The sequence below is a fragment of the Acidobacteriota bacterium genome (genome assembly GCA_012729555.1).
Classification (GTDB): Bacteria; Acidobacteriota; UBA6911; order UBA6911; family UBA6911; genus UBA6911.
This window is the reverse complement of record JAAYCX010000057.1, coordinates 1-20,550: the sequence shown is the minus strand read 5'-3', so window position 1 is coordinate 20,550 and position 20,550 is coordinate 1. Positions and strand designations below refer to the sequence as shown.

At 65.6% G+C, this 20,550-nt stretch carries 24 protein-coding genes and 2 tRNA genes; 6 read left to right on the top strand and 20 right to left on the bottom strand.

From position 1 onward, the window contains the following. Positions 1–4 precede the first annotated feature (4 nt). Positions 5–1,411, bottom strand: a complete 1,407-nt coding sequence (gene lpdA, locus GXY47_10875; protein ID NLV31642.1) for a dihydrolipoyl dehydrogenase — start codon at positions 1,409–1,411, stop codon at positions 5–7. A 163-nt stretch (positions 1,412–1,574) separates the two neighbouring features. On the opposite strand from lpdA, the gene GXY47_10870 reads away from it, so the two are divergent. Further along, positions 1,575–2,438: an XdhC family protein gene (locus GXY47_10870; protein ID NLV31641.1), complete on the top strand. Its 864-nt coding sequence runs from the start codon at positions 1,575–1,577 to the stop codon at positions 2,436–2,438. Here GXY47_10870 and GXY47_10865 read toward each other — a convergent pair. The 9 genes from GXY47_10865 to GXY47_10825 form a co-directional block, all read right to left on the bottom strand. Then, the gene (locus GXY47_10865) at positions 2,423–2,923 is read right to left on the bottom strand and encodes an NADH-quinone oxidoreductase subunit I (GenBank protein NLV31640.1); all 501 of its coding nucleotides are present in this window, start codon (positions 2,921–2,923) and stop codon (positions 2,423–2,425) included. The two genes, GXY47_10870 and GXY47_10865, sit on opposite strands and share 16 nt — an antisense overlap. A gap of 23 nt (positions 2,924–2,946) precedes the next feature. Beyond that, complete coding sequence (locus GXY47_10860) at positions 2,947–3,915, bottom strand: hypothetical protein (GenBank protein ID NLV31639.1); 969 nt, start codon at positions 3,913–3,915, stop codon at positions 2,947–2,949. Positions 3,916–4,005: 90 nt separating this feature from the next. Further along, on the bottom strand, positions 4,006–4,812 hold the full coding sequence (locus GXY47_10855; GenBank protein ID NLV31638.1) for a class I SAM-dependent methyltransferase: 807 nt from the start codon (positions 4,810–4,812) through the stop codon (positions 4,006–4,008). A 5-nt stretch (positions 4,813–4,817) separates the two neighbouring features. Then, entirely contained in the window at positions 4,818–5,570 is a 753-nt protein-coding gene (gene map, locus GXY47_10850) for a type I methionyl aminopeptidase (GenBank protein ID NLV31637.1), read from the bottom strand. Between the two features lie 27 nt (positions 5,571–5,597). Beyond that, positions 5,598–6,938: an NADH-quinone oxidoreductase subunit D gene (locus tag GXY47_10845; GenBank protein NLV31636.1), complete on the bottom strand. Its 1,341-nt coding sequence runs from the start codon at positions 6,936–6,938 to the stop codon at positions 5,598–5,600. 4 nt (positions 6,939–6,942) lie between these two features. After that, on the bottom strand, positions 6,943–7,422 hold the full coding sequence (gene nuoB / locus GXY47_10840; GenBank protein NLV31635.1) for an NADH-quinone oxidoreductase subunit NuoB: 480 nt from the start codon (positions 7,420–7,422) through the stop codon (positions 6,943–6,945). Beyond that, positions 7,419–7,802, bottom strand: coding sequence for a dihydroneopterin aldolase (folB, locus tag GXY47_10835; GenBank protein ID NLV31634.1), 384 nt, complete (start codon positions 7,800–7,802; stop codon positions 7,419–7,421). The genes nuoB and folB overlap by 4 nt, the downstream gene beginning before the upstream one ends. 97 nt (positions 7,803–7,899) lie before the next feature. After that, the gene (locus GXY47_10830; protein ID NLV31633.1) at positions 7,900–8,346 is read right to left on the bottom strand and encodes a hypothetical protein; all 447 of its coding nucleotides are present in this window, start codon (positions 8,344–8,346) and stop codon (positions 7,900–7,902) included. Between the two features lie 228 nt (positions 8,347–8,574). After that, positions 8,575–9,108: a TerB family tellurite resistance protein gene (locus GXY47_10825; protein NLV31632.1), complete on the bottom strand. Its 534-nt coding sequence runs from the start codon at positions 9,106–9,108 to the stop codon at positions 8,575–8,577. 157 nt (positions 9,109–9,265) lie between these two features. Between GXY47_10825 and bshA the strand changes: the two genes are divergently transcribed. Then, the gene (gene bshA / locus GXY47_10820; GenBank protein NLV31631.1) at positions 9,266–10,390 is read left to right on the top strand and encodes an N-acetyl-alpha-D-glucosaminyl L-malate synthase BshA; all 1,125 of its coding nucleotides are present in this window, start codon (positions 9,266–9,268) and stop codon (positions 10,388–10,390) included. Between the two features lie 39 nt (positions 10,391–10,429). Here the strand turns inward: bshA and GXY47_10815 are convergent, their stop codons facing one another. After that, positions 10,430–11,299 carry a hypothetical protein gene (locus GXY47_10815; GenBank protein ID NLV31630.1) on the bottom strand — a complete coding sequence of 290 codons (870 nt, stop codon included), beginning with the start codon at positions 11,297–11,299 and terminating at the stop codon, positions 10,430–10,432. Between the two features lie 262 nt (positions 11,300–11,561). On the opposite strand from GXY47_10815, the gene GXY47_10810 reads away from it, so the two are divergent. Next, on the top strand, positions 11,562–12,803 hold the full coding sequence (locus GXY47_10810) for an MFS transporter (GenBank protein NLV31629.1): 1,242 nt from the start codon (positions 11,562–11,564) through the stop codon (positions 12,801–12,803). A 13-nt stretch (positions 12,804–12,816) separates the two neighbouring features. Beyond that, entirely contained in the window at positions 12,817–13,641 is an 825-nt protein-coding gene (locus GXY47_10805; GenBank protein ID NLV31628.1) for a ribonuclease HII, read from the top strand. A 15-nt stretch (positions 13,642–13,656) separates the two neighbouring features. Here GXY47_10805 and GXY47_10800 read toward each other — a convergent pair whose 3' ends face one another. Continuing rightward, positions 13,657–14,751, bottom strand: a complete 1,095-nt coding sequence (locus GXY47_10800) for an NAD(P)-dependent alcohol dehydrogenase (GenBank protein NLV31627.1) — start codon at positions 14,749–14,751, stop codon at positions 13,657–13,659. Positions 14,752–14,971: 220 nt separating this feature from the next. On the opposite strand from GXY47_10800, the gene GXY47_10795 reads away from it, so the two are divergent. Then, positions 14,972–15,415 (top strand): rhodanese-like domain-containing protein, encoded by a 444-nt coding sequence (locus GXY47_10795; GenBank protein NLV31626.1) that lies wholly within the window; start codon positions 14,972–14,974, stop codon positions 15,413–15,415. 88 nt (positions 15,416–15,503) lie between these two features. On the opposite strand, the gene GXY47_10790 is transcribed toward GXY47_10795, so the two are convergent. Both GXY47_10790 and GXY47_10785 read right to left on the bottom strand, forming a co-directional pair. Next, complete coding sequence (locus GXY47_10790; GenBank protein ID NLV31625.1) at positions 15,504–16,313, bottom strand: SDR family oxidoreductase; 810 nt, start codon at positions 16,311–16,313, stop codon at positions 15,504–15,506. A 206-nt stretch (positions 16,314–16,519) separates the two neighbouring features. Further along, positions 16,520–16,596 (bottom strand) — tRNA-Glu (locus GXY47_10785). Positions 16,597–16,796: 200 nt separating this feature from the next. On the opposite strand from GXY47_10785, the gene GXY47_10780 reads away from it, so the two are divergent. Next, positions 16,797–17,492 carry a lipid-binding SYLF domain-containing protein gene (locus GXY47_10780; protein NLV31624.1) on the top strand — a complete coding sequence of 232 codons (696 nt, stop codon included), beginning with the start codon at positions 16,797–16,799 and terminating at the stop codon, positions 17,490–17,492. A 24-nt stretch (positions 17,493–17,516) separates the two neighbouring features. Here the strand turns inward: GXY47_10780 and GXY47_10775 are convergent. The 6 genes from GXY47_10775 to GXY47_10750 all read right to left on the bottom strand — a co-directional run bounded on the left by GXY47_10775 (position 17,517) and on the right by GXY47_10750 (position 19,915). Further along, positions 17,517–17,592 (bottom strand) — tRNA-Lys (locus GXY47_10775). Continuing rightward, entirely contained in the window at positions 17,583–18,719 is a 1,137-nt protein-coding gene (locus tag GXY47_10770) for a site-specific integrase (GenBank protein NLV31623.1), read from the bottom strand. Before GXY47_10770 ends, GXY47_10775 begins: the two co-directional genes overlap by 10 nt. Positions 18,720–18,763: 44 nt before the next feature. Further along, a complete protein-coding gene (locus GXY47_10765) occupies positions 18,764–18,946 on the bottom strand; it encodes a hypothetical protein (GenBank protein NLV31622.1) in 183 nt (60 codons plus the stop codon). Continuing rightward, positions 18,943–19,356, bottom strand: coding sequence for a hypothetical protein (locus tag GXY47_10760; GenBank protein ID NLV31621.1), 414 nt, complete (start codon positions 19,354–19,356; stop codon positions 18,943–18,945). The genes GXY47_10765 and GXY47_10760 overlap by 4 nt, the downstream gene beginning before the upstream one ends. After that, on the bottom strand, positions 19,353–19,610 hold the full coding sequence (locus GXY47_10755; protein ID NLV31620.1) for a hypothetical protein: 258 nt from the start codon (positions 19,608–19,610) through the stop codon (positions 19,353–19,355). Before GXY47_10755 ends, GXY47_10760 begins: the two co-directional genes overlap by 4 nt. Then, the gene (locus GXY47_10750) at positions 19,607–19,915 is read right to left on the bottom strand and encodes a hypothetical protein (GenBank protein NLV31619.1); all 309 of its coding nucleotides are present in this window, start codon (positions 19,913–19,915) and stop codon (positions 19,607–19,609) included. The genes GXY47_10755 and GXY47_10750 overlap by 4 nt, the downstream gene beginning before the upstream one ends. Between the last annotated feature and the right edge of the window lie 635 nt (positions 19,916–20,550).

The following is a 20,550-nucleotide window of genomic DNA, read 5'->3' as shown; positions in this document are numbered from 1 at the left end:
GCGCTCAGATATGGATGGCCGCCCCCGCATAGAGCGCATGGGCCGCCTCCATGAGTCCTTCGGAAAGGGTGGGGTGCGGGTGGATCAGGGCCGAAAGGTCGGCCGCCCTCCCCTCCAGGCCGATGACGGCGGTCCCTTCCGAAATCAGTTCGGTGACGCGCGGGCCGATCATGTGCACCCCGAGGATCCGCCCGTGCTCCTTCTCGCCGACGATTTTGACGAACCCGGCGCTGTCCCCCAGGATCGTCCCCTTGCTCACGCCCGCGAAGGGAAACCGGGCGGCGATCACGTCGAACCCCCGCCCGGCGGCCTCCTTTTCCGTGAGCCCCACGCTGGCCACCTCCGGCTCGCAGAAGGTGCAGTTCGGAACCAGGTCGTAGTTTATGGGGGGGACCCGCCCGCCGGCGATCGATTCCATCGCCGCCATTCCCTCGCGGGACGCCAGGTGGGCCAGGGCCGCCGTCGGGACGACGTCGCCGATCGCGTACACGCCCTCGACCCCGGTCCGCATCCGGCCGTCGACCGGTATGAAGCCGCGTTCGGTTTTCACGCCCGCCCGCTCCAGGCCCAGATCGCCCGTGGCCGGGGTGCGCCCCACGGCCATCAGCCCCTTTTGCGCCTCGATCCCCTCCCGCCTCCCCTCCGAATCGACGATCTCGGCATGGACCCTTTCCTCCCGCACCTCCAGTTTTTCCAGCCGGGCGCCGGTGAGGATGCGGATCCCCCGCTTGGCCAGGATTTTGCGGAGTTCGCCGGAGATCTCCGGATCCTCGAGCGGAAGGATGCGGGGCAGCATTTCCACCACCGTGACCCTGGCCCCGAAACGGGAGAAGATGGACGCGAACTCGATGCCGATGGCGCCCGCCCCGACGACAAGGAGGCTTTCCGGAACCCGGTCCAGGTCGAGGATCTCCTTGTGGGTGAGAATGTACCGGCCGTCCGGTTCCATCCCGGGAATGTCCTTGTTGACCGATCCGGTGGCGATGATGATGTTGCGGGCGCGGATCTCCCGCGCCTCCTCGCCGCGCACCTCCACGACGCCGCGGGCGCCCAGGCGGCCGGTCCCCCGAAACGTCTCGACCTTGTTCTTCTTCAGCAGGAACCCGACCCCGGCGGAGAGTTTCTTGATCAGGCGGTCCTTGCGCGCCCGCACGAGGGCGAGGTCCAGCCGCACGTCGTCGCAGAGGACGCCGAATTCCTTCCCCTCGCGCGCCCGCCCGTAGAGCCCGGCGGACTCGACGAGGGCCTTCGTGGGGACGCACCCCCAGTGCAGGCAGGTGCCGCCGAATCGGGAATACGGCTCGACCAGGGCCACGCGCAGCCCCAACTGGCTCCCCCTGATCGCCGCCACGTATCCGCCGGGCCCGCTCCCGAGGACGGCGACATCGAATGTGCTCGCTGGATCGCTCAAGGTTCCTCCCCTGTGGCATCGAAGTGGGTGATCGGCCCGGGCCGGACCCGGGCCTCTATAAGCCATGGGATGTCAACGGTTTGATAGTACATTGGGCGGAAGGCCGCAGTCAATGCCCCGATACAGCCTTGGGAGCGCGCCGGGGGTGTGATACCTTCTTGGAATGCGCGACGACCTGTACGAGAGAATAGGGGCGCTGCGGGCCGGGGGCCGGCGCGCGGTCCTGGCCATCGTGATCGCCCACCGGGGCGCGAGCCCGCGCAAGGACGCGGCCAAGATGCTCCTGGGCGAGGACGGGTCGCGATACGGGAGCGTGGGCGGCGGGCTGGTGGAGGAGGAGGTCTGCCGCGAGGCCGCGCGCCTCATCGAGAGCGGGAAATCGCGCCTGATGACGTTCGACCTGTCCGGGATCGATCATGACGAGCGCGCGCTCGTGTGCGGAGGTTCGATGCAGATCTACCTCGAAGCCATTCTCCCCGACCCCTCGCTCTTCATATTCGGGGCGGGGCACGTGGCCGGCGCGGTGGCGGCCGCCGCCGGTCCCCTCGGGTTCCAAATCACGATCCTGGACGACCGCGAGAAATACGCGTGTGCCGGGCGCTTTCCCGGCGCCGAGGTCCGGCTCGTCGGCGATTGGGAAACGGAACTCGGGCGGCTCGCGCCGCCCGAATCCTCCTATTTCTTCATCGCCACCCAACGGCCGAAGACCGACCGCCTCTGCCTCCGCTTCGCGGCCGGGACCTCCGCCCGCTATATCGGAATGCTGGGGAGCCTGGCGAAGACCGACATCCTCTTCGACGCCATGCGGCGGGAGGGGGTGGCGATGTCCGAGCTCGAGAGGGTGTGCATCCCCGCGGGCCTCGATATCGATTCCGAGACGCCGGAGGAAATAGCCGTCAGCGTTGCTGCGGAACTGGTGGCGGCCAGGAAGAACCTGGATCTCCGGAGGATGCGGGAGGCGGTGCGCGGGGTCAAAAGCGGGGGGGCCGGGGCCGGCGCCGCCGCCCGGAATCAGCCGAGCAGCTGATCCATGCGGTAGATCATCCCCTCGCGGGTGTAGGCCGACAGCTCCACCACCCCCGTGTCCATCCGGATGGCGTCCTCCGGGCACGCTTCCACGCAGAATCCGCAGAATACGCACACCCCCAGGTCGATATCGAACGCGACCGGCATCTTTTCGACGTCGGGATCGGGGTGCTGCCCCGCAGTGATGTGGATGCAGTGGGCCGGGCAGATCGTTTCGCACATCATGCAGGCCACGCATCGGGGCGACCCGTCGGGGCGCCGGACCAGCCGGTGGCGCGTGCGCAGCCTCGGCGGAAAGGGGCGCCGTTCCTCGGGGTACTCTATGGTGACCGTGTTCCCCTTCCCCGCCCCTATCCCGGTGCCGCGCAGGACATGCCGGGGAAAATTGACCAGGAAGTGCCGGGCGGTCAGCATCAGCCCGCGGGCGGCCTCCACCAGGTAGAGGGCTTCCAGAACGCCGAGCGGTCTCTGTTTAGGGTTGTCCATGTCTCCCCCGTTGACGATCGGCCTCACGCCTCCTCGGCCGCGCCCCTGGTCTGCTCCATCGCCTGCCGGACCGAGTCCGCGTGAGACTCCTCCTGGCCGGCAAAGGCCAGCAGGACCTGCTTCCCCTGAGTCTCTTCAAACTGCTCCGCGAAGGTGCGAAAGAATTCGGCCGAGGCGCGGCCGAGCGCCTGAACCAGCCCCAGCGATGCCCGGGCGTCCATCCGGAATTCCCCGTCCCTTTCGTAACCCGCCAGGTCGGGGCAGAGCGCTGCGAACCGCCGCGGCTCGAGGTGCAGGAAGACCGGAGCGCTTTCCAGCTCCTTTTCCTGCCGCAGGATCTCGTCGAGCCTTCCGCTGAGCCCGGCGATCTGGCGCTCCTCCTCCTCCACCATGCGGGCCCAGACTCTCTTCCCCTCCGGGTCCTGGTTCCGCCTCTCCGCCGACCGGTAAAAGTCTGCGAAGCGGGAGGCCACGTCGAGCGCCATTCGGACCGCATCGCGCGCGAAGATCCTGTCGGTGTCGTGCTTGGGCCCCTCGCGGGGAGTGCGTTCCGCGAGGCAGTCCTCGCACAGGCCGTAGGTCTGGAACACGCTGTCGACCGGCTGGAACCGGTAATTCCGGAGAACCTCCTCCTGGATCCGCTCCAGTTCGGGGCAGACGAACTCGATCGCCCTGTGGCACTTGGTGCAGACGATGTGGTGATGGCGCGGATGCCGGTAGTTGTGTTCGAACCGGGTCAGGCCGTCCCCCAGCGTGATTTCCCGGGCTATGCCGCAGGCGGTGAGGGACTTGAGGGTGCGAAATACGGTGACCACACCCACCTTGCGGTCCCGTTTCTTGACCAGGGCGTAGATATCCTCGACGCTCAGGTGCCCCTCGGTGCTGAGGAAGGTCTCCAGGATCAGGTCCTTCTGGTAGGTTTTTTTCAGTCCATTCCGGCGCAGGTAGGAATAAAAAAGCTCGGTCTCTTCCTTCAGTTTTCGCATGGACATCGGGTTCGTTCCTCCCTGATTTCGGGACTCCATCATAGCACTTACTTTGCAAATGATCTTCAACAAAGTGTTAAAAGCCGTGTTTGCAGTTTATACCGGCGAGCTGCTGGGGGAGAGGCGTCTGGCCAGGAAGGTAAAGCTGATGCGGTGGCGCTCATCCCGCTCGATGGAAAAGCCCTGGGACAGCAGCAGGCGGCGCAGTTCCTGTTCGTCGAAGAAGCCGAAGCGGATGAAGCGCTCCAGGATGTAGGCCAGTCCGGCCGAGCGCTCGGGCCGGATGGTCGTCTGCACCGACAATCCCCCCGCGGGCCGGGTCACGCGGGCGATCTCCGCGAGAGCCTTTTCCGGCCGATCGAACAGGTGCAGGGCGCCGCAGCAGTTCACGTGCGAAAAGACGCCGTCCGCGAAGGGGAGGGCGAACGCCGAGGCCCGGACCAGCTGGATGTTGGAGATTCCCTCCTCGGCGATCCGCCGCGCGGCCTGACGCAGCATGGGGCGGGAAAGATCGAGCCCGATGACGATTCCGCCCAGGCGGCGCGCCAGGGGGCGCGTAAAGACCCCCGGGCCGCAGGCCAGGTCCATAGCCGGACCGTCCCCCCGCTCCCCGGCGAGGCTCAGCACGGTCTCCATTTCCCGGGAGAAGGAGCGGGAACTGGCGAGGAAATAGCCCAGGTGCCTCCAGGAGTTTTCGTAGACCGAGACGACCGCCCGCGACTGCATGAGGCGCTGGAAGGGAGTGATCACCTCGCCGGGATCCTCCCCGATCATGTCGAGGACCCCCTCCTGCGAATCGAAGCCGGAGCCGCAGGCCGGGCAGGACAGCCCGTCGGGACGGAGTTCGAGCCGGTCGGCCGAGCATCGCGGGCAGCGCATGTAGGGGAGAATCCGCGAGAGCATGCGCCTCACCCGGCCGTCTGCGTGAGGATCTCGGGGCCGTTTTCGGTGACCGCGATCGTGTGTTCGAAATGAGCGGAGGGGCTGCGGTCGCAGGTCACGACGGTCCAGCCGTCCGGCAGGATTTCCACCTCCTCCCCTCCCTGGTTGACCATCGGCTCGACGGCCAGCACCAGCCCCGCCTTCAGCCGGATGCCCCTGCCATTGGAGACATAGTTCAATACCATCGGGTCCTCGTGCAGGCTGCGGCCGATCCCGTGTCCGCCGAATTCCCTGACCAGGGAAAAGCCGGCCGACTCCGCGTGCACCTGGATGGCGCGCGAAAGGTCCACAAGGTGATTCCCCGGCAGCATCTGCTCGATGCCGCGGTAAAGACACTGCTCCGTCACTTCGAGCAGCCGCGCGGTATCCCCCGCGAGGGGCGGGACGCCGACCGTTATCGCGCTGTCGCCGTAATAGCCCTTGTAGAGCACGCCGAAGTCCATCGAAACGATGTCCCCCTCCTTGATCTCGTAATCGCCGGGGATGCCGTGCACCACCTGGTGATTGACCGAGGTGCAGAGGGACCCGGGATACCCCCGGTAGTCCTTGAAGGCGGGAACGGCGCCGTTTCTCGCCGTCGCCGCCTCCGCCGCCCGGTCGAGTTCGAGCGTGGTGACGCCCGCCCTGCACTTCTGCCGCACCTCGGCCAGCACTTCCGCGACGATGCGGCCGCTCGCGCGCATGATTTCGATTTCACGTTTTGATTTCAACGTTATCATCAGAGTCATCCCGTATATGGAGGGGCGTCAGCGGTCCAGTTCCCCCGCGATCATGTTGATGGAACCGAAGGTGGCCACGATGTCGGCCACCAGCCCCCCTTCCAGCATCTTGTGAAGCCCGGCCATGGCAAAAAAACAGGGGGGGCGCACCCGCACCCTGCAGGGCCGGTCGGTTCCGTCGCTGACGACGAAAAACCCGAGTTCCCCGTTGGCCCCCTCCACCGCGAAGTAGGCGTCCCCGGCCGGGGGGCGCACCCCGTGCCCGTCCATGACGAGCATGAAATGGTTCATGAGCCCCTCGATGTTGGCGTAGGTATCGGCCTTGACCGGAAGCGCCGTCCGCTTCTCGCGGGCCATGACCCGGTCGTAGACGGCGCGTTCCGCCCCGCCCAGCGTCGGCGGCAGGGTGCACTCGATGCCGACGAGTCCTGCCGTGCGCCCCCGCTTCGCCCTGTCCACCAGCTCGAACGATTCCACGACCTTCTCCTTTTCCCCCGCCCGCACCGGGCCGCCGGGAAGCCGGTCGAGGCACTGCCGGATGATGCGCATGCTCTGCCGCATTTCCTCCATCCGCACGAGATACCGGTCGTAGGTGTCCCCCCTTTCCCCCAGGGGCACCTCGAAATCGACCCGGTCGTAGACGAAATAGGGGAAATCCCTGCGAACGTCGTAATCGATCCCCGACGCGCGCCCGACGGGGCCCGTTATCGAGTAGCCGAGGGCGTCCTGCCGGGAAAGGGCGCCCACGTCCCGCATCCGGTCGACGAAGATCCGGTTGCGCGTCAGCAGCCGGTCCACTTCCCCGATTTCCCGCGCGACGGCGTCCAGCGTCCCGGGAAGATCCTCGGCCAGCCCTTCGGGGAGGTCGGCCTTGACGCCGCCGATCCTCCCGTAAGACACCGTCAGCCGCGCGCCCGTGACCCGCTCCACGATGTCGTAGAGGTATTCGCGCGCCTTCATCAGGTAGAGGAAGGCCGTCATGGCGCCCAGCTCCATGGCCGTGGCGCCGATGCAGGTCAGGTGGTCCGTGATGCGCGAGATTTCGCTCATGAGGACGCGGATGTACCCGGCGCGCTCGGGCACCTCGATCCCCATCAGCTTTTCGACGGCGGCGCAGTAGCCGAAATTGTTGATCAGCGGCGAGACATAGTTCAATCGGTCGGTGTAGGGAATGGCCTGGCTCCAGGTGGAGTCCTCGCACTTCTTTTCGAAGGCGCGGTGGAGGTAGCCGATTTCGGCCTCCACCCTCAGGACCTTCTCCCCTTCCAGCTCGGTGACGAGGCGGATGACCCCGTGCATGGCCGGGTGGGAGGGGCCGATGTTGAGCCGCATGCTGCGCGTTTCCGTGCCGCCGGGGGAGGAGGCCATGGCATCACCTGAGGAGGACGGGCCGCTGGCGGCCGATCTTGGTCTGAAGCTTCATGATTCCTTCCAGGACCGCCTCGGGCCGGGGGGGGCAGCCCGGAATGTAGACATCGACGGGAACTATGGTATCGATCCCCTGCACGGTCGCGTAGTTGTCGTAGAACCCCCCCGTGCACGTACAGACGCCGAAGGCGACCACCCACTTGGGTTCGCACATCTGGTCGTACACCCGCCGCAGCACGGGGGCGATCTTGTGGCTGATGGTGCCCACCACCAGCAGCACGTCCGCCTGCCTGGGAGAGAAACGGGGCAGGCCGGCTCCGAACCGGTCCATGTCGTAATGGCCGCTCGCGGTCGACATGTATTCCATCCCGCAGCAGGCGGTGACGAACGGGTAGACGAAGAGGGAATATTGCTGAGCCCAGGCCACCACGCGTTCGACGCCGGAGGCGACCGGGCCCGGCCGGTCGCCGGAGTGCGGTTTCATTCCGGCCTCCCGGGGGGGCGCCGCTGCTCCATTTCCACCTCGACGAAGGAAAGCCGCCCCTCGAGAGCGGCCGGGCGTTTTCTCAGTCTCACGCGGGCGAGGGCTACGGGGAAATTCCCGAGGACCTTGCGGGCGAGGGCCCAGGCGAGGGTTTCGACCAGCCGGTAGGGCCGCTCCGCGGCCGTCTCCTCGACACAGTCCAGGATCCGGCAGTAGTCCATGGAGAGCGCGAGATCGTCCGTCTCGGCCGCGGCCCTGAAGCTGCCGTACAGCTCCAGGTCCGCCCGGCATTCCTGCGGCGCCTCCCGCTCCTCCTCGCTGACGCCGATGCGGGCCAGCAGCCTCACATCGGCCAGCGTCATGCGGTCCCGGTCTTCCAAGAATGTACCCCTTAGCCCCGCGCGCCTTCCAGGCGCCGGGCCGATCGCGCATCGGCCGGCACCTTCGGGTCGTCCAGCGCCCGCGGGGCGCTATCGATCATTGCCCGTCTTTCCGGGCCCGGCTTTGGCGCGCGCTGCGGATGAAACGCGCCACGGCGGAGGGAATCTCCCTTTTCTGGTTGGCGAAAAACTCCTCGACGGGCCCCGGCCGGCATGCGGCGATGCGCGCGAGCGAACGGACGGCCGTGGCGCGCACGACACGGTTGGGATCTTCCAGGCGCTCGGCCAGGCTCCCGACGAGGTCGCGCGCGCCGTCGTCGCACCGGCACCCCAGGCTCCCCAGGATGTAGACCAGGTGCCAGCGCACGTAAGCCGAGTCGTCGGCGAGCGAGTGCGTGAGGCGGACGAGGATGCGGAGCAGCCGGCCCGGATGCCGGTCGGCCACCTGGCCCAGGGTCGCCGCGGCGCGGTCCCGGACGCAGCGGTCCCGGTCCTCGAGCATGCCGGCGAGTTCCTCCAGCCGGCGCGGGTTGTCCAAAACCACCCTCAGGACATCCGAGGCCCGGAGCTTGGACAGAGGGACGGCCCTTTTCCTGCTGCCCCCGCAGACGCGACGATGTGTTCTGGACTCAGTCATAATCGGGTGCTTCGTAAGGGCGCGTCCCGGGGGATTCCTCCCTCGCCCGCGGCCGTCGCCTGTGTTGATCGTTTCCCGCCGGAACATCCCGCGGATCGGGCCTCAGCGGCAGTATGCCCCGAGGCGAAAACCTTGTCAATCGTTCTGCCCGCCGTCCTGCAGCACCGCCAGCTGCCCGCGGTAGCGTGTCCTCACCGAAATGAAATCCGGGTGCTCGATCCGGAGTTCATCGGCGATCTGGCTGATCTCGTTGTCCTCGACGGTGGACACCGAACCGTCGGCGGCGGCCACGGCATAGATGCAGTCGAGGAGGTGCATCTTTTCCTCGTGGGTGGCGATCGCGTTGAACTCGCGCGTTACGAGATAATTTTCGGTCGCGCCGAACAGGATGTTCTGCGTCTTGGCCAGCTGGATGACAAACGCCGCCTGTTCGTCCGGAAGCCCCCCCTGCCGGCTCACGATCCTCTCCATCACGCCGGTTTCCTCGGGGCTGATCTCCAGGTCCGCCCTGGCCGCGCGGCTGAGCAGGTAGGCGAAGGCGGCGAGAAACTTGGCGCGCGCGGGTTCCAGCTGATCGAGGGCCTGGATGATCTTCCGGACCGTGGCCGTTTCCGGCGAGGAGGGGTCCTCGGACCGGGCGCCGCGCCGAAACAGGTCGAATAGGGACATAAGGGTTCGTTCCACGGGCTTCGGGAAAAATTTGATTATAGCAGCTGGCGGCCCGATTTCAAACCGGCTGCGGCGCGCCCGCGCTGTCGGCCGGCGCCGCTTTGTGCTATAACCTCCTCTGGCGCCGGTGAGATGTCCGGCGCGGAGGACGGATCCAGTGAAAATCGGCATCACCTGTTACCCGACCTACGGCGGGAGCGGTATCGTGGCGACCGAACTCGGAAAGGAGCTCGCCGACCGGGGGCATGACATCCATTTCATCAGCTACGCCCTCCCCCAGCGCCTCAACGCGGCGCGCGCGAACATCCAGTTCCACGAGGTGGAGGTCACCACCTACCCCCTTTTCGATCATGCCCCCTACACCCTGGCGCTGGCCGCCAAGATGGCCGAGGTCGCCGCCGACCACCAGCTGGACCTGCTGCACTGCCATTACGCCATCCCCCACTCCGTCAGCGCCTACCTGGCCAAGGCGATGCTCCTGCCGCGCAGGCTCCGGGTCGTGACCACCCTGCACGGGACCGACATCACCCTGGTCGGCGCGGACCGTTCCTACCTGCCGATCACGCGCTTTTCGATCGACCGGTCGGACGGCGTGACGGCCGTCAGCGCCTACCTGGCCGAGGCCACCCGGCGCAGCATCGGGACCTCGCACGAGATCGAAGTCATCCCCAATTTCATCGACTGCGGGATATACGCGCCCGGCGACAGGACGGCGCTGAAGAGCCACTTCGGCCCCGGCGGGGAGAAGATCCTGATCCATGTCTCCAATTTCCGCCCCGTCAAGCGGCCGGTGGGGGTCGTGGAGATTTTCGCGCGCGTCGAGAAGGAGATTCCCGCCACCCTCCTGATGGTGGGAGACGGCCCCGAACGGGGGCGGGCGGAATGGGCCGCGCGCGAGGCGGGATTGCAGCGAAAGGTGCATTTCCTGGGCAAGCAGGACAGCATCGAGCAGTGGATCGGAGCGTCCGATCTCCTGCTCCTTCCCAGTCAGACGGAGTCGTTCGGGCTGGTGGCGCTCGAGGCGATGGCGTGCGGCGTCCCGGTGGTGGCCAGCCGCGTGGGCGGCCTCCCGGAGGTGGTTACGGACGGCGAAGACGGGTTCCTTGTGGATGCCGGGGATATCCCCGCCATGGCCGAGCGCGCCCTCCGCGTCCTGGCCGACGACACCCTCGCCTCCCGCATGGGGCGGAGCGGGCGCCTCAAGGCGCTCGAGCGCTTCTGCGCCTCCCGCATCCTCCCGATGTACGAGGCGCATTACCGCAGGGTGCTGCAATCGGGATGATCCTCCCCGGGCGGCGGCCCGCGCCGCCGCCCGGCGCGCCTAACGGGGCAAGGCGACGCGCAGCTCCTCCGTGAGCTCGAAATCCAGCGCCTGTTCCGCTTCGAGCTTGACTTCGTCGCCGCGGGTGGCCATCACGGTGGCGCCCCCCGCCCCGGCGCCGGCGGCGGCCCCGATCGCCGCTCCCTTCCCGCCTCCGGCGATGGCGCCGATAACGGCGCCGAGCCCCGCCCCGATCCCCACCTTGGCCGCGTCCTTCTTGGTGCTGGCCTGGGCTTCGAAGGTCCGGAGCGCCGTCTGCAGGGCGTAGCTGGAATCACGCGCCGACACCCTCACCAGCTGCAGGGAAAGGGTGGCGCGCCCCTGTACCCGGCCCGCCCTCTGGACGTGCGACACCTTCCCGTCCAGCGCGCTCCCCCGGGGGATGGCGATCTCTCCGTCGATGACGAGGTCCTGGTCGAGAATGGCGCGGAAGCCGTCGCCGGTCAGGTTGACGGCCGAATCGAGCGGGTCCTGCAACCGCGCCTGCAGGAGGGTTCCCGCCGGGATCACGGCGTACCTCGGCTCCGGCGGTTTGGGGGCCGGGGGGGCTTCCTGTACCGTGGCCTGCCGCGCCGGCAGGGGCTCGACCGGAGGCGCCGCGGGTTCGGGCGGGGCGGGCGCCGGAACCTCTGCCTCCGCCCTGCGCGCCGAGGGCGCCGCCCTGGCGGGCTTCGGCGCCCTCGGGGCGGGCTCGGCCACGGGCGCCGGCTCGGGCCGGGGCGCCGGGGCCGGGGCCGGGGCGACGGCGGGTTCGCTCACCGCCGGCGGCTCGGGCGCCGGGAGCGTCTCCCCGGCGCTTTCGTTCCTGTTTCTGCTGCATCCCGTCGCCCCCAGCGCGAGCGCCAGGAAGATCCCTGTCGTCAGTTTCATACGATCCTCCATCCTGTAATGATGCCCGATACCCTTAGATGCCCGGGCGCCCCCTTAGGTTTCATCCGGGCCGCGCACCGGTGCGCCCTCTCGATATGAAAAAAGGATACCACGCCGACGAGGATTCCCGTAAGGGCGCCCATCCCCGTAAATTGTTGCATCCATGCCGACGATCTATAGTAGTATCTCGTCGAATCCGTGCCGAAACCTTGTCGGTCCGACGGCCATAAAGATTTTTTGCCGATGAAAGCGAGGTGCTTCCGTGGAGCAGCAGGTGCTGAAAAAGGGCTATGAAAATCGGATGGTGATCATTCTCTCCCTGGCATTCGGCTTTGTCATGTTCGACCGCCTGGCCATCGCCAATCTGCAGACCTTCATCATGGAGGACCTGAACATCACCTACACCCAGCTCGGGCTGGCGACTTCGGTGTTCTCGTTTTCCTGGTCCATCATCGGCCTGTTCGGCAGCTACATCGCCGACACCCGGGTGTCGCGCAAAAAACTGCTGGCGATCCTGGTCTTCTGCTTTTCGGTCTGTTCCATGCTCACGGGCCTGGTGACGGGATTCGCGATGCTCCTTGCGGTGCGCCTGCTGATGGGGGCGTTCGAGGGGCCGGTCATGCCCGTTTCCCAGAGTTTCATCATTCCCCAGTCGTCCCCCCACCGGAGGGGAATGAACATGGGATTGATGCAGGTTTCGGCGGTCGGTTTGATCTCGTCGATGCTCGGCCCCCTCATCCAGGTCGCCCTGGCCGAATCGATCGGTTGGAGGGCCGCCTTCGTCGTCACGATCATCCCGGGGATCGTCATTTCCCTCCTGATCTGGAAATTCCTGGTGAATCCGGTCACGTCCATTAACGTCCATGAAACCGGAGCGGAAAAACCCAAAGAGAAGATCAACTATCTCGAAATCTTCAGGAACAGAAATGTGATTCTGTCGATCATCGGGACGCTCTTTCTGCTCTGCTGGTACTTCTGCGTTCTCACCTACGGGCCCGGCTACCTGACGAAAGTCAAAGGGCTCACCGACACCCAGATGAGCTGGGTGATGTCCAGCTTCGGGGTCGGGGCCATTCTCTGGGGAGTGCTGATTCCGCGCCTGTCCGACAGGTACGGCCGCAAGCCGTTGGTCGCGATCGCCTCGCTTTTGGGCGTGATCGCCCCCCTCGGCATGGTCTACGCTCCCGCCAGCGTCCCGCTCCTCATGTTCATCGCATTCATCGGCTGGGGCGGCACGGGAGTCAACGCCCTGATGCAGTCCACCATTCCGGCCGAATCGGGCGACCCGCGCTTCGTTTCGACCATCATCGGCTCCAACCAGCTGACGGGCGAGTTGCTCGGAGCCACGCTGGGCGCGATCCTGTGCGGCATCGTGGCCGACAAATACGGGCTCACGGCGGTCATGTACATCTGTGCGGCCTGTATCGGCGTCTGCTTTTTGGTCGGCCTGTTTTACCGCGAATCCGCCCCGCTGGTGGTCGCCCGGAGAAAGGCCGCCGCCTGACGGATGAGGAAGCGTGAAACGACGCGAAGAACTGGCGGGGCTGACGCTCGCCGAAATCGGATCGCTGATCGAGGGACTCGACCCCCCCGGGCTTGATCGGGTGCTGCCGGCGCTCGAGACCGACCCCCGGGCCGGGGTGCGGCGCCTGGCCGCGAGAGCCCGCGCCCGCGCCCTCGCGCGAGCCAGGGAGCTCCAGCGGCTCGCCGCGATGCGGCGCTTCGAGTGCGAACTCCGCCTGGAGGGCTACCGCCTCATCGCCGGGGTGGACGAAGCGGGGATGGCGCCGCTGGCTGGGCCGGTGGTGGCCGCGGCCGTCATCCTTCCCGAAGGGTACCTGCTGGAGGGGCTCGACGACTCCAAGAAAATCCCGAGCGCGCAAAAACGCGGCGCGCTCGCCTCGAGGATCCGGGCCGACGCCGTCTGCTGGAACTCGGGCCGGGCGGAACCGGAGGAGATCGACGCGCTCAACATCTATCGCGCGGGGCTCCTGGCCATGCAGCGGGCGCTTTCCGGCCTGGCCTGCCCGCCCGATTTCGCCCTGGTGGACGCACGCACGATCCCCGCCGCCGGGTGCCCCCAGCGCGGGCTCGTCCACGGCGACTCCCTCTCGCTCAGCATCGCGGCGGCCAGCGTGATCGCCAAGACCCTGCGCGACGGGGAGATGGAGGAAATGGACCGGCTGTACCCGGGGTACGGGTTCGCCTCCCACAAGGGGTACCCGACCCCCGAGCACCTCGAGGCGCTCGAGCGGCTCGGCCCGCTGCCGATCCACAGAAAAAGCTTCGCCCCCGTGCGCGCGGCGCTCGGGGGCGAAGCGGTACAGAAAAACCTATTCTGACACGGGCGGGGACGATTACGGTTTCAGCACCGCCTTCATCACCTTTCCCTTTTCGGCGTCCTCGACCGCTTCGTTGATCTTGTCGAACGGGTAGAAGGTCAGCAGGCGGTCGAAGGGGAACCGGCCGAGCCGGTAGAATTCGATCAGCTGGGGAATGAAGAGCTCGCTCACGCTGTCCCCCTCCACGACGCCCTTGATGGTGCGCCCGTCGAGAATGGTCTGCATCTCCAGCTTCGCCTCCACCCCGACGGGGGCCACCCCGATCAGGCCGCAGACGCCCCCCATCCGGAGGCAATCGACCGACTGCCGGAACACCGCGGGAATTCCGGTGCATTCCAGGGTGTACTGGGCCCCGCCGCCGGTCAGCTTGCGGATTTCCTCCACCGCGTCCGCCTGCGACGAATTGATGACGTCGGTAGCGCCGAATTCCTTGGCGAGCTGGAGCCGCCCCTCCTGGATATCGACCGCGATGATGCTCGTGCAGCCCGAGATCACGGCCGCCATGATGGCGCTGAGGCCCACGGGGCCGATCCCGAAGACGACGATGTTCGATCCCGGTTCGGGTTTCAGCGAATTGAAAACGCCGCCCGCTCCGGTCTGGATGCCGCAGCCCATCGGGCTGAGGATCTCCAGCGGCACGTCCGGCCGCACCTTGACCGTGTTGCGCTCGGTCACCAGGGCGTGGGTGGCGAAGGTGGACTGGCCGAAGAAGGAGCCGTAGACGGTCTCCCCCCCCTTTTTCATGGTCGCGGTCCCGTCGCTGCGGCGCCCGCCGAAATTCAACCGTCTGAACTCGGTGCACCAGCCCGGCCGGGCCATCGTACACGCGGGGCAGACACCGCAGGACATGTAGCTGGTGGCCACGTGGTCGCCCGGTTTCACCTTGGTCACCTGGGCTCCGACCTTCTCGACAATTCCGGCGCCCTCATGCCCGAACACGCCGGGAAGGGGTATGGGCAGGTACTGCATGCGCGCCACCAGGTCCGTATGGCAAAGGCCGGAACTGACGATGCGCACCAGGATCTCGTCATCCCTCGGCTCGTCCAGTTCGATCTCCTCGAGGAGAAACGGTCCACCCTTTTCGCGCACTACGGCTGCTTTGATCTTCATCTCAAACCTCCCAATAGACGTTTTTGCCGGCTGCCGCCCGAACCCGGTATCTGGCGGTTATCAAGACCGGAGCACTGTTGGTGCAGCGTTTTACTTATAGGACATTCCGCAGGGAGACTCAAGCATTGATTGACACGCGCGCCCGGCCGGTTAAACTTATAGCCGTGGAGGATACAAACGAATTCTGCAAGGGTTTGCAGCGACCGCAAAGAGAGGGAAAATGAAGATCAAAGCTTTGGTTGTCCTGATGCTGACGGTGTTTCTCCTCCCCGCGACCGGGGTCCGGGCGGGGGAGGAAAATGTGGTGCTCCCGGAAATCCCCCGGATCTCGGTGGAAGACCTCAAACAAATGGTCGACGAGGGGGGGGACTTCGTCGTGGTGGACGTGCGGGACGCCGGCAGTTACACCGCCGGCCACATCAAGGGGGCCGTCAACATCCATTACGATTCCACCGCCGATCCCATGGAGCGGCAGATGATGCTTCTGGCCCTGCCGATGGACAAGCTGATCGTCACCTACTGCGACTGCACCGATGACGCCAGCAGCGCCACCATCGCCGACGAGCTGTACATCCTCGGCTACGAGCGGGAAAAGATCAAGGTGCTGAGCGGCGGTTCGCTGCGCTGGGTGGAACTCGGTTACCCCATGGTGCCGAGCAACTGACCTCCTGAAACACGCAAGGCGGCGGGAACGCGTTCCCGCCGCCCTGCTCTTCACTCCCCGGGATCCGCAAGCCCGCGATCCCGGAACTCTACACTCCCCAACCCGCTCCGGCCTTGGCCACGGAAGCACCCGAGACGTCCACGATCGCGGCTCCGCCGTCCACGAGCAGGAACGCGCCGTTGATGAAGGAGGCGTCGTCGCTGGCGAGGAAGGAAACCGCGCCGGTGATCTCCTCCGGCATCGCGCCGCGGCGCAGGGGCACGCTCTCGGTCAGCACTTCGAAGGCGTCCTTCTTGATGGCTTTCGACAACCCCGCCATCGCGTTCACCAGCATCTCCGTCCTGGTGGCGCCGGGGGCTACCAGGTTGCTCCGGATCCCCTTCGGCCCGTATTCGAGGGCCGCCTGCCGCGCCAGCTGCATCAGGCCCCCCTTGGAGGCGCAATAGGCCGGCATCGAGGGGAGGCAGCGCACGCCCGCCAGCGAGGCGATGCTGACGATCGATCCGCCCCCCTGCTGGATCATGTGGGGGATGGCCGCCCGCATGCAGTAGAAGGGGCCGTTCAGGTTGACGTCCAGGATCTTCTTCCAGAGGTCGATGTCGATGTCCACGATGCTCCCGCCGGGATCGATCCCCGCGTTGTTGACCAGGATGTCGATCTTGCCGCCGAAGTCCACCGTGGCGTCCACCATCTTCTGCACGTCTTCCCATTTGGTGACGTCGCCGGCGCAGGCCTTGGCCATGCCGGGCTTCAGGTTCTGGACCACCTCGTCGAGGAGTTCGGCCCGCACGTCGCTGATGACGATCTTGGCCCCGTCGTCCACGAACCGTTTTGCGATCGCGGCGCCGATGCCCCTGCCGCCTCCCGTGATCAGTGCCACTTTACCGTCAAGTCTCATGAGTAGTATCTCCTAATGATGTTTCCTTTGATGGAGCCTCCCGTGGTACAGAGCCTGCGGTGCCTAGCGACAACAGCGGCTCATCGTGCTCGCTCGCGATTATAAACCCATTGCAAAGCGCGACTCAAGGCATGAAATGGGCGGCGGCGGGCCCGGAGGGGGCGCACGCGGGTCAGGATCCCGGGTGGGAGGGGCGTGCTGGAGTCTGGCGTCCCCAACGGGATTCGAACCCGTGTTGCCGCATTGAAAGCGCGGTGTCCTAGGCCGTCTAGACGATAGGGACGCGTCCAAAAAGCGTCACATTCTCGCATGTTTTCCACGGCATTTCAAGGCTTGCCACCGGCAAAATCCTTCGCCCCCGCATTTTTCACCCCCCGCACGTCTGCGGCCGCCGCGCGGCCCCGCCCCCCTTTTGGCATTTGCGGACCGGGCGGGTATAATGATCGAAGGATCGATGAAAACAAAACAACCGGAGGTATCGCCATGACCCGATCGTGGATAGCAGCAGCAGCCATTCTCCTGATTCTCGCTCCCCTCTCGCTGGCGCAGGAAAAGGAACAGGAGCGACTGGAACAATGCGGCATGGTTATGAAGGAAATCCTGGACGTGCCCGACGCCATCCCGGCCGAACTGCTCGACAAGGCGGAATGCGTCGTGGTCTTTCCATCGGTAAAGAAATTCGCCATCGGAATCGGCGCCAGCTACGGCAGGGGGGCCATGATCTGCCGCGGCGGGGCCGATTACACCGGTCCCTGGGGGGTCCCGGCCCTGTACGCCCTCGAGGGGGCGAATGTCGGCTTCCAGCTCGGCGGGCAGGCCACGGATTTCGTGCTCCTGATCATGAACAGCAAGGGGGCCAGATCGGTGCTCAACAGCAAGGTCAAGCTGGGCGCCGATGCCGCGGCCGCCGCCGGCCCCAAGGGGCGCACCGCGACCGCCGCCACCGATGTGGTCCTGAAGGCCGAAATCCTCAGCTACTCCCGCTCCCGCGGGCTGTTCGCCGGCGTCTCCCTGGAAGGCTCGACGCTGCGCTCCGACGGGGGCGCGAACGAGAACCTCTACCGCAAGGAGCTCGACGCCGAGGAGATCATCCTGAAGGGAGCGGTGCCCATGCCCCCGTCGGCAAGGACCCTGGCCGACGTCCTCAACCGGAAGTCGCCGAAGAATCTTTCGGAGTAACGCGTGAAAGGCCGGGGGGGATGGTGGTGAGCCGTGCTGGATTCGAACCAGCGACCCTCTGCTTAAAAGGCAGATGCTCTGCCGACTGAGCTAACGGCCCAAACTATTCACAGACTTGACGTTACGGGTTTCCGGGGTGCCGGTCGATTCCCCTGCATTAGTGAAAATCGTAGTGGAATTCTCGACGAGCAGTTCTACAGCGTTGCGCTTGTGCTCCTGGCTGAGGTGCGCGTATCGTTGAACCATATTCAAGCTCTTCCACCCTCCCAGTTCCTGGACCGTCCGGAGATCGGCCCCCCGCATAACCAACCGGCTTGCAAACGTATGCCGGAGGACGTGCGGCGTAACGCCCGAAAGGTTAGCACGTTGACAGGCGCTTTGAAAGGCCGTTCTAAAGCTTTTGTAGGGCTCCCAGTTCTTATCCCCCCGGCGTTTACTGCCCTTGTGGACCATGAATACCTCGGGTCCGGGACCCCTGCCCTTCAGGGCTTTCAGGGCCGCTAGGACGGTCGAATTAAGGGGTACGGTCCGGGTCTCCCCGTTCTTGGCGAAGTGGTCCATTACGGTGACGTTCTTCTGCGCGAAGTCTACGCAATCCCACGTCATGGTGAGCGCCTCGGACTGCGCCCGAAGGCCCGTATGGATTGCCAGGATGATGACGCTCCGGAGGGGTTCCTCTGCCGCCTGTAGCAGCCGTGCTTCCTCTTCCTCGGTCAGGAACCGGAGCCGCCCCCGGCTTTCGGGTGCCCGCTGGTATCGGCTGGCGGGATTCACCCCCTCAAATTTGCCCCACTTGATGCAGAGATTGAACAGGGTCCGGAGCCGGGAAAGCTCCCGGTTTACCCCTACCTTGGCCCCATCGGCCAGCCTCTTTTGCTTGTACTTCTCCACCAGAAAGGGGTGGATCTCGGAAAGCATCTTATCCCCGAAAAACTCCCCCAACCGGCGCAGGATGCTCTCATATCCCGCCGTGGTCTTCGGGCGCTTGTTGGCCCGCGCCCACGCCAGAAACTCCCCTGCGGCCTTCTGGAAGGACATATCCTTACGTTTCTTGGCAATCCCGGCTTCCCCGCGCAGGATCGCGGTCCGCTTGATTGCCGCCAGTTCCAGCGCCACCTTGCGATTGATGCCTTTCCCTAATGGTAGCTGGTGCCGGGTGCCATTGATCCGGCAGTCGAGCCACCAGACATTGCCGCGCTTGTAGATGCCTTCCCCTTTTCGTGCCATACCAGCCTCCCGGGAGCCCCCGCGAAGGGGCCCCCCTCATCCCATCATTCCGCCTTCATGCTCCGCTGTAACAGCCGGAGTTTCTCCGTTGCCATGGCCATCAGGTCACAATCCTGCCGCTTCCCGGCCAGGTGAATTAACCGCGTAATCGCCTCACACGCCCGGCGCAGTTCACGGGGCGTCAGCTGGTCGATGATGAGTCTGGAATTGTCGGCGTGGTCGATCATCGCCCACCCCCTCGCCCTAGTTCAATCCGAATGTGCCGGGCGGTGTCGAAGACAACCAGGTCGGCCTCGGGCTCCGGGTCGATAGAAAGCGCCACGGTCTCCCCGGACGGAACGAATGCCGGAGCGGCCAGCCGGGCGGATGAATCCATAAGCCCAAGCCCCCCGCGCTCAAATATGCGGGCCGCCTCCGGGGTCAGGTGGTAGTCCCGGCCCCCGGTGTTGCGGATGTACCAGCGCCCGCCGGAACGCCCCGCAGAAACGATGGCGGAACGATTCCAGCCGGGCGTGGGCTCCGGCTTGACGGTCGCCGCAGTCAAACAGAATGCCGCCGCCGTGAACGCCATGCCGGAAAGTAGCCCCATGAGGAAGACATATTGCCGCCGCAGTCGGGGGATGCCGTATCGGTTCACGCTACACCCCCTTTCACGTTGCCGATGAATTTCGCCACCAGGGCCCGCTTCGCTTTGGACAGCCCCGGTTTCGTCCGGGCCATCCGGGCGACGGCCTCCCGCGCCGGTTGAAACGGCCAGCCGGGATAGCATCGGACAATGTCCCCGGGCCCGAAGGGGTCCTGGTCGGTCTTGTGAAGCAGAACCGGCTGTCCATAGCTGCAAGCCGGGTGTTCGTCGGTGAGAATCCATGAAGGGGAAATGTTGATAATCATTCGTCACCCCCTTCCGGCATCGGCACCACGACCCCAAGGGGAACCGCCACAAGCGCCTTGACGCTCTCCCGTGCCCGGTCGACGGTCTCCGTCGCGACGTCGAACAGGGTTTCCATGCCGCAGACGAAATCGTGCAGGTCGATAAACTGGGAGCCGGACGATTCGTCAACCGCCACAAGGTAGGTTTTCAGTGCCGCCAGCATGGCGACCGAAGCGGCCAGGTCGCGCTCCGCCCGGGTGATAATTTCGGCTGGCGTTTTGGTTGGTGAAGGGGTTGTGTCGCTGATAGAATTCAAACTAGCCATGCGTTGCACCTCCATGCAATGCGCGGTCAGGGTCCGTCCGGTGCTCGTAACACCTGGCGGGCCCGCTCCGTGCGGTTATTTCTTCAGTTCCTTTTCCGCCTTCTCCAAAAACCTCTGCAAAAGTTCCCTTACGAGATCGGCCATATTCCGATCCGTTTCGAGACAGTGCCGCTTTAGCCTTTTGTGGAAGTCGTCGGGAAGTGGAATGTTTAGGTGTTTCATGCAGTCGATTATATAGACAGGTGTCCATATGTCAACCCCTTTTTTCACTTTATGCCATAAAGCCGATTACCTATTGCGCCACCTCCGGCGCGGTCCATCCCCGGCTTTCGCGCGGAGTCGGCATTGATCGGGCTTTGCCGTCTGCGCCGATTCGCTTGGGGGGTTCGGATGAACTGCGAATCGTTCGCAGTTCAGGGCCGATCTTGTTAACGAAACGGTCCGACACCCCGCACGCCTCCGCAATCCTCCGGTCGCTCCAATCGGGGGATTCGTCCAGCGCGATCTTGACGCAACGGCGCTTGCCGTCTGCGCCGATGCGCTTGGGGGGTTCGGGAGAACTGGGAGATTCTCCCAGTTGGACCCTAGCGGATGCATCGGTAAGGGCAATCTTGACGCATCGGCGCTTGTCGTCC

What these genes read in the sequence shown, in the direction of transcription:
- GXY47_10870 (NLV31641.1), top strand. Translation starts at nt 1,575, where the DNA reads ATGCGCGACGACCTGTACGAGAGAATAGGGGCGCTGCGGGCCGGGGGC.
- GXY47_10865 (NLV31640.1), bottom strand. Translation starts at nt 2,923, where the DNA reads ATGGACAACCCTAAACAGAGACCGCTCGGCGTTCTGGAAGCCCTCTAC.
- GXY47_10860 (NLV31639.1), bottom strand. Translation starts at nt 3,915, where the DNA reads ATGTCCATGCGAAAACTGAAGGAAGAGACCGAGCTTTTTTATTCCTAC.
- GXY47_10855 (NLV31638.1), bottom strand. Translation starts at nt 4,812, where the DNA reads ATGCTCTCGCGGATTCTCCCCTACATGCGCTGCCCGCGATGCTCGGCC.
- map (NLV31637.1), bottom strand. Translation starts at nt 5,570, where the DNA reads ATGATAACGTTGAAATCAAAACGTGAAATCGAAATCATGCGCGCGAGC.
- GXY47_10845 (NLV31636.1), bottom strand. Translation starts at nt 6,938, where the DNA reads ATGGCCTCCTCCCCCGGCGGCACGGAAACGCGCAGCATGCGGCTCAAC.
- nuoB (NLV31635.1), bottom strand. Translation starts at nt 7,422, where the DNA reads ATGAAACCGCACTCCGGCGACCGGCCGGGCCCGGTCGCCTCCGGCGTC.
- GXY47_10825 (NLV31632.1), bottom strand. Translation starts at nt 9,108, where the DNA reads ATGTCCCTATTCGACCTGTTTCGGCGCGGCGCCCGGTCCGAGGACCCC.
- GXY47_10815 (NLV31630.1), bottom strand. Translation starts at nt 11,299, where the DNA reads ATGAAACTGACGACAGGGATCTTCCTGGCGCTCGCGCTGGGGGCGACG.
- GXY47_10800 (NLV31627.1), bottom strand. Translation starts at nt 14,751, where the DNA reads ATGAAGATCAAAGCAGCCGTAGTGCGCGAAAAGGGTGGACCGTTTCTC.
- GXY47_10795 (NLV31626.1), top strand. Translation starts at nt 14,972, where the DNA reads ATGAAGATCAAAGCTTTGGTTGTCCTGATGCTGACGGTGTTTCTCCTC.
- GXY47_10790 (NLV31625.1), bottom strand. Translation starts at nt 16,313, where the DNA reads ATGAGACTTGACGGTAAAGTGGCACTGATCACGGGAGGCGGCAGGGGC.
- GXY47_10780 (NLV31624.1), top strand. Translation starts at nt 16,797, where the DNA reads ATGACCCGATCGTGGATAGCAGCAGCAGCCATTCTCCTGATTCTCGCT.
- GXY47_10770 (NLV31623.1), bottom strand. Translation starts at nt 18,719, where the DNA reads ATGGCACGAAAAGGGGAAGGCATCTACAAGCGCGGCAATGTCTGGTGG.
- GXY47_10765 (NLV31622.1), bottom strand. Translation starts at nt 18,946, where the DNA reads ATGATCGACCACGCCGACAATTCCAGACTCATCATCGACCAGCTGACG.
- GXY47_10755 (NLV31620.1), bottom strand. Translation starts at nt 19,610, where the DNA reads ATGATTATCAACATTTCCCCTTCATGGATTCTCACCGACGAACACCCG.
- GXY47_10750 (NLV31619.1), bottom strand. Translation starts at nt 19,915, where the DNA reads ATGGCTAGTTTGAATTCTATCAGCGACACAACCCCTTCACCAACCAAA.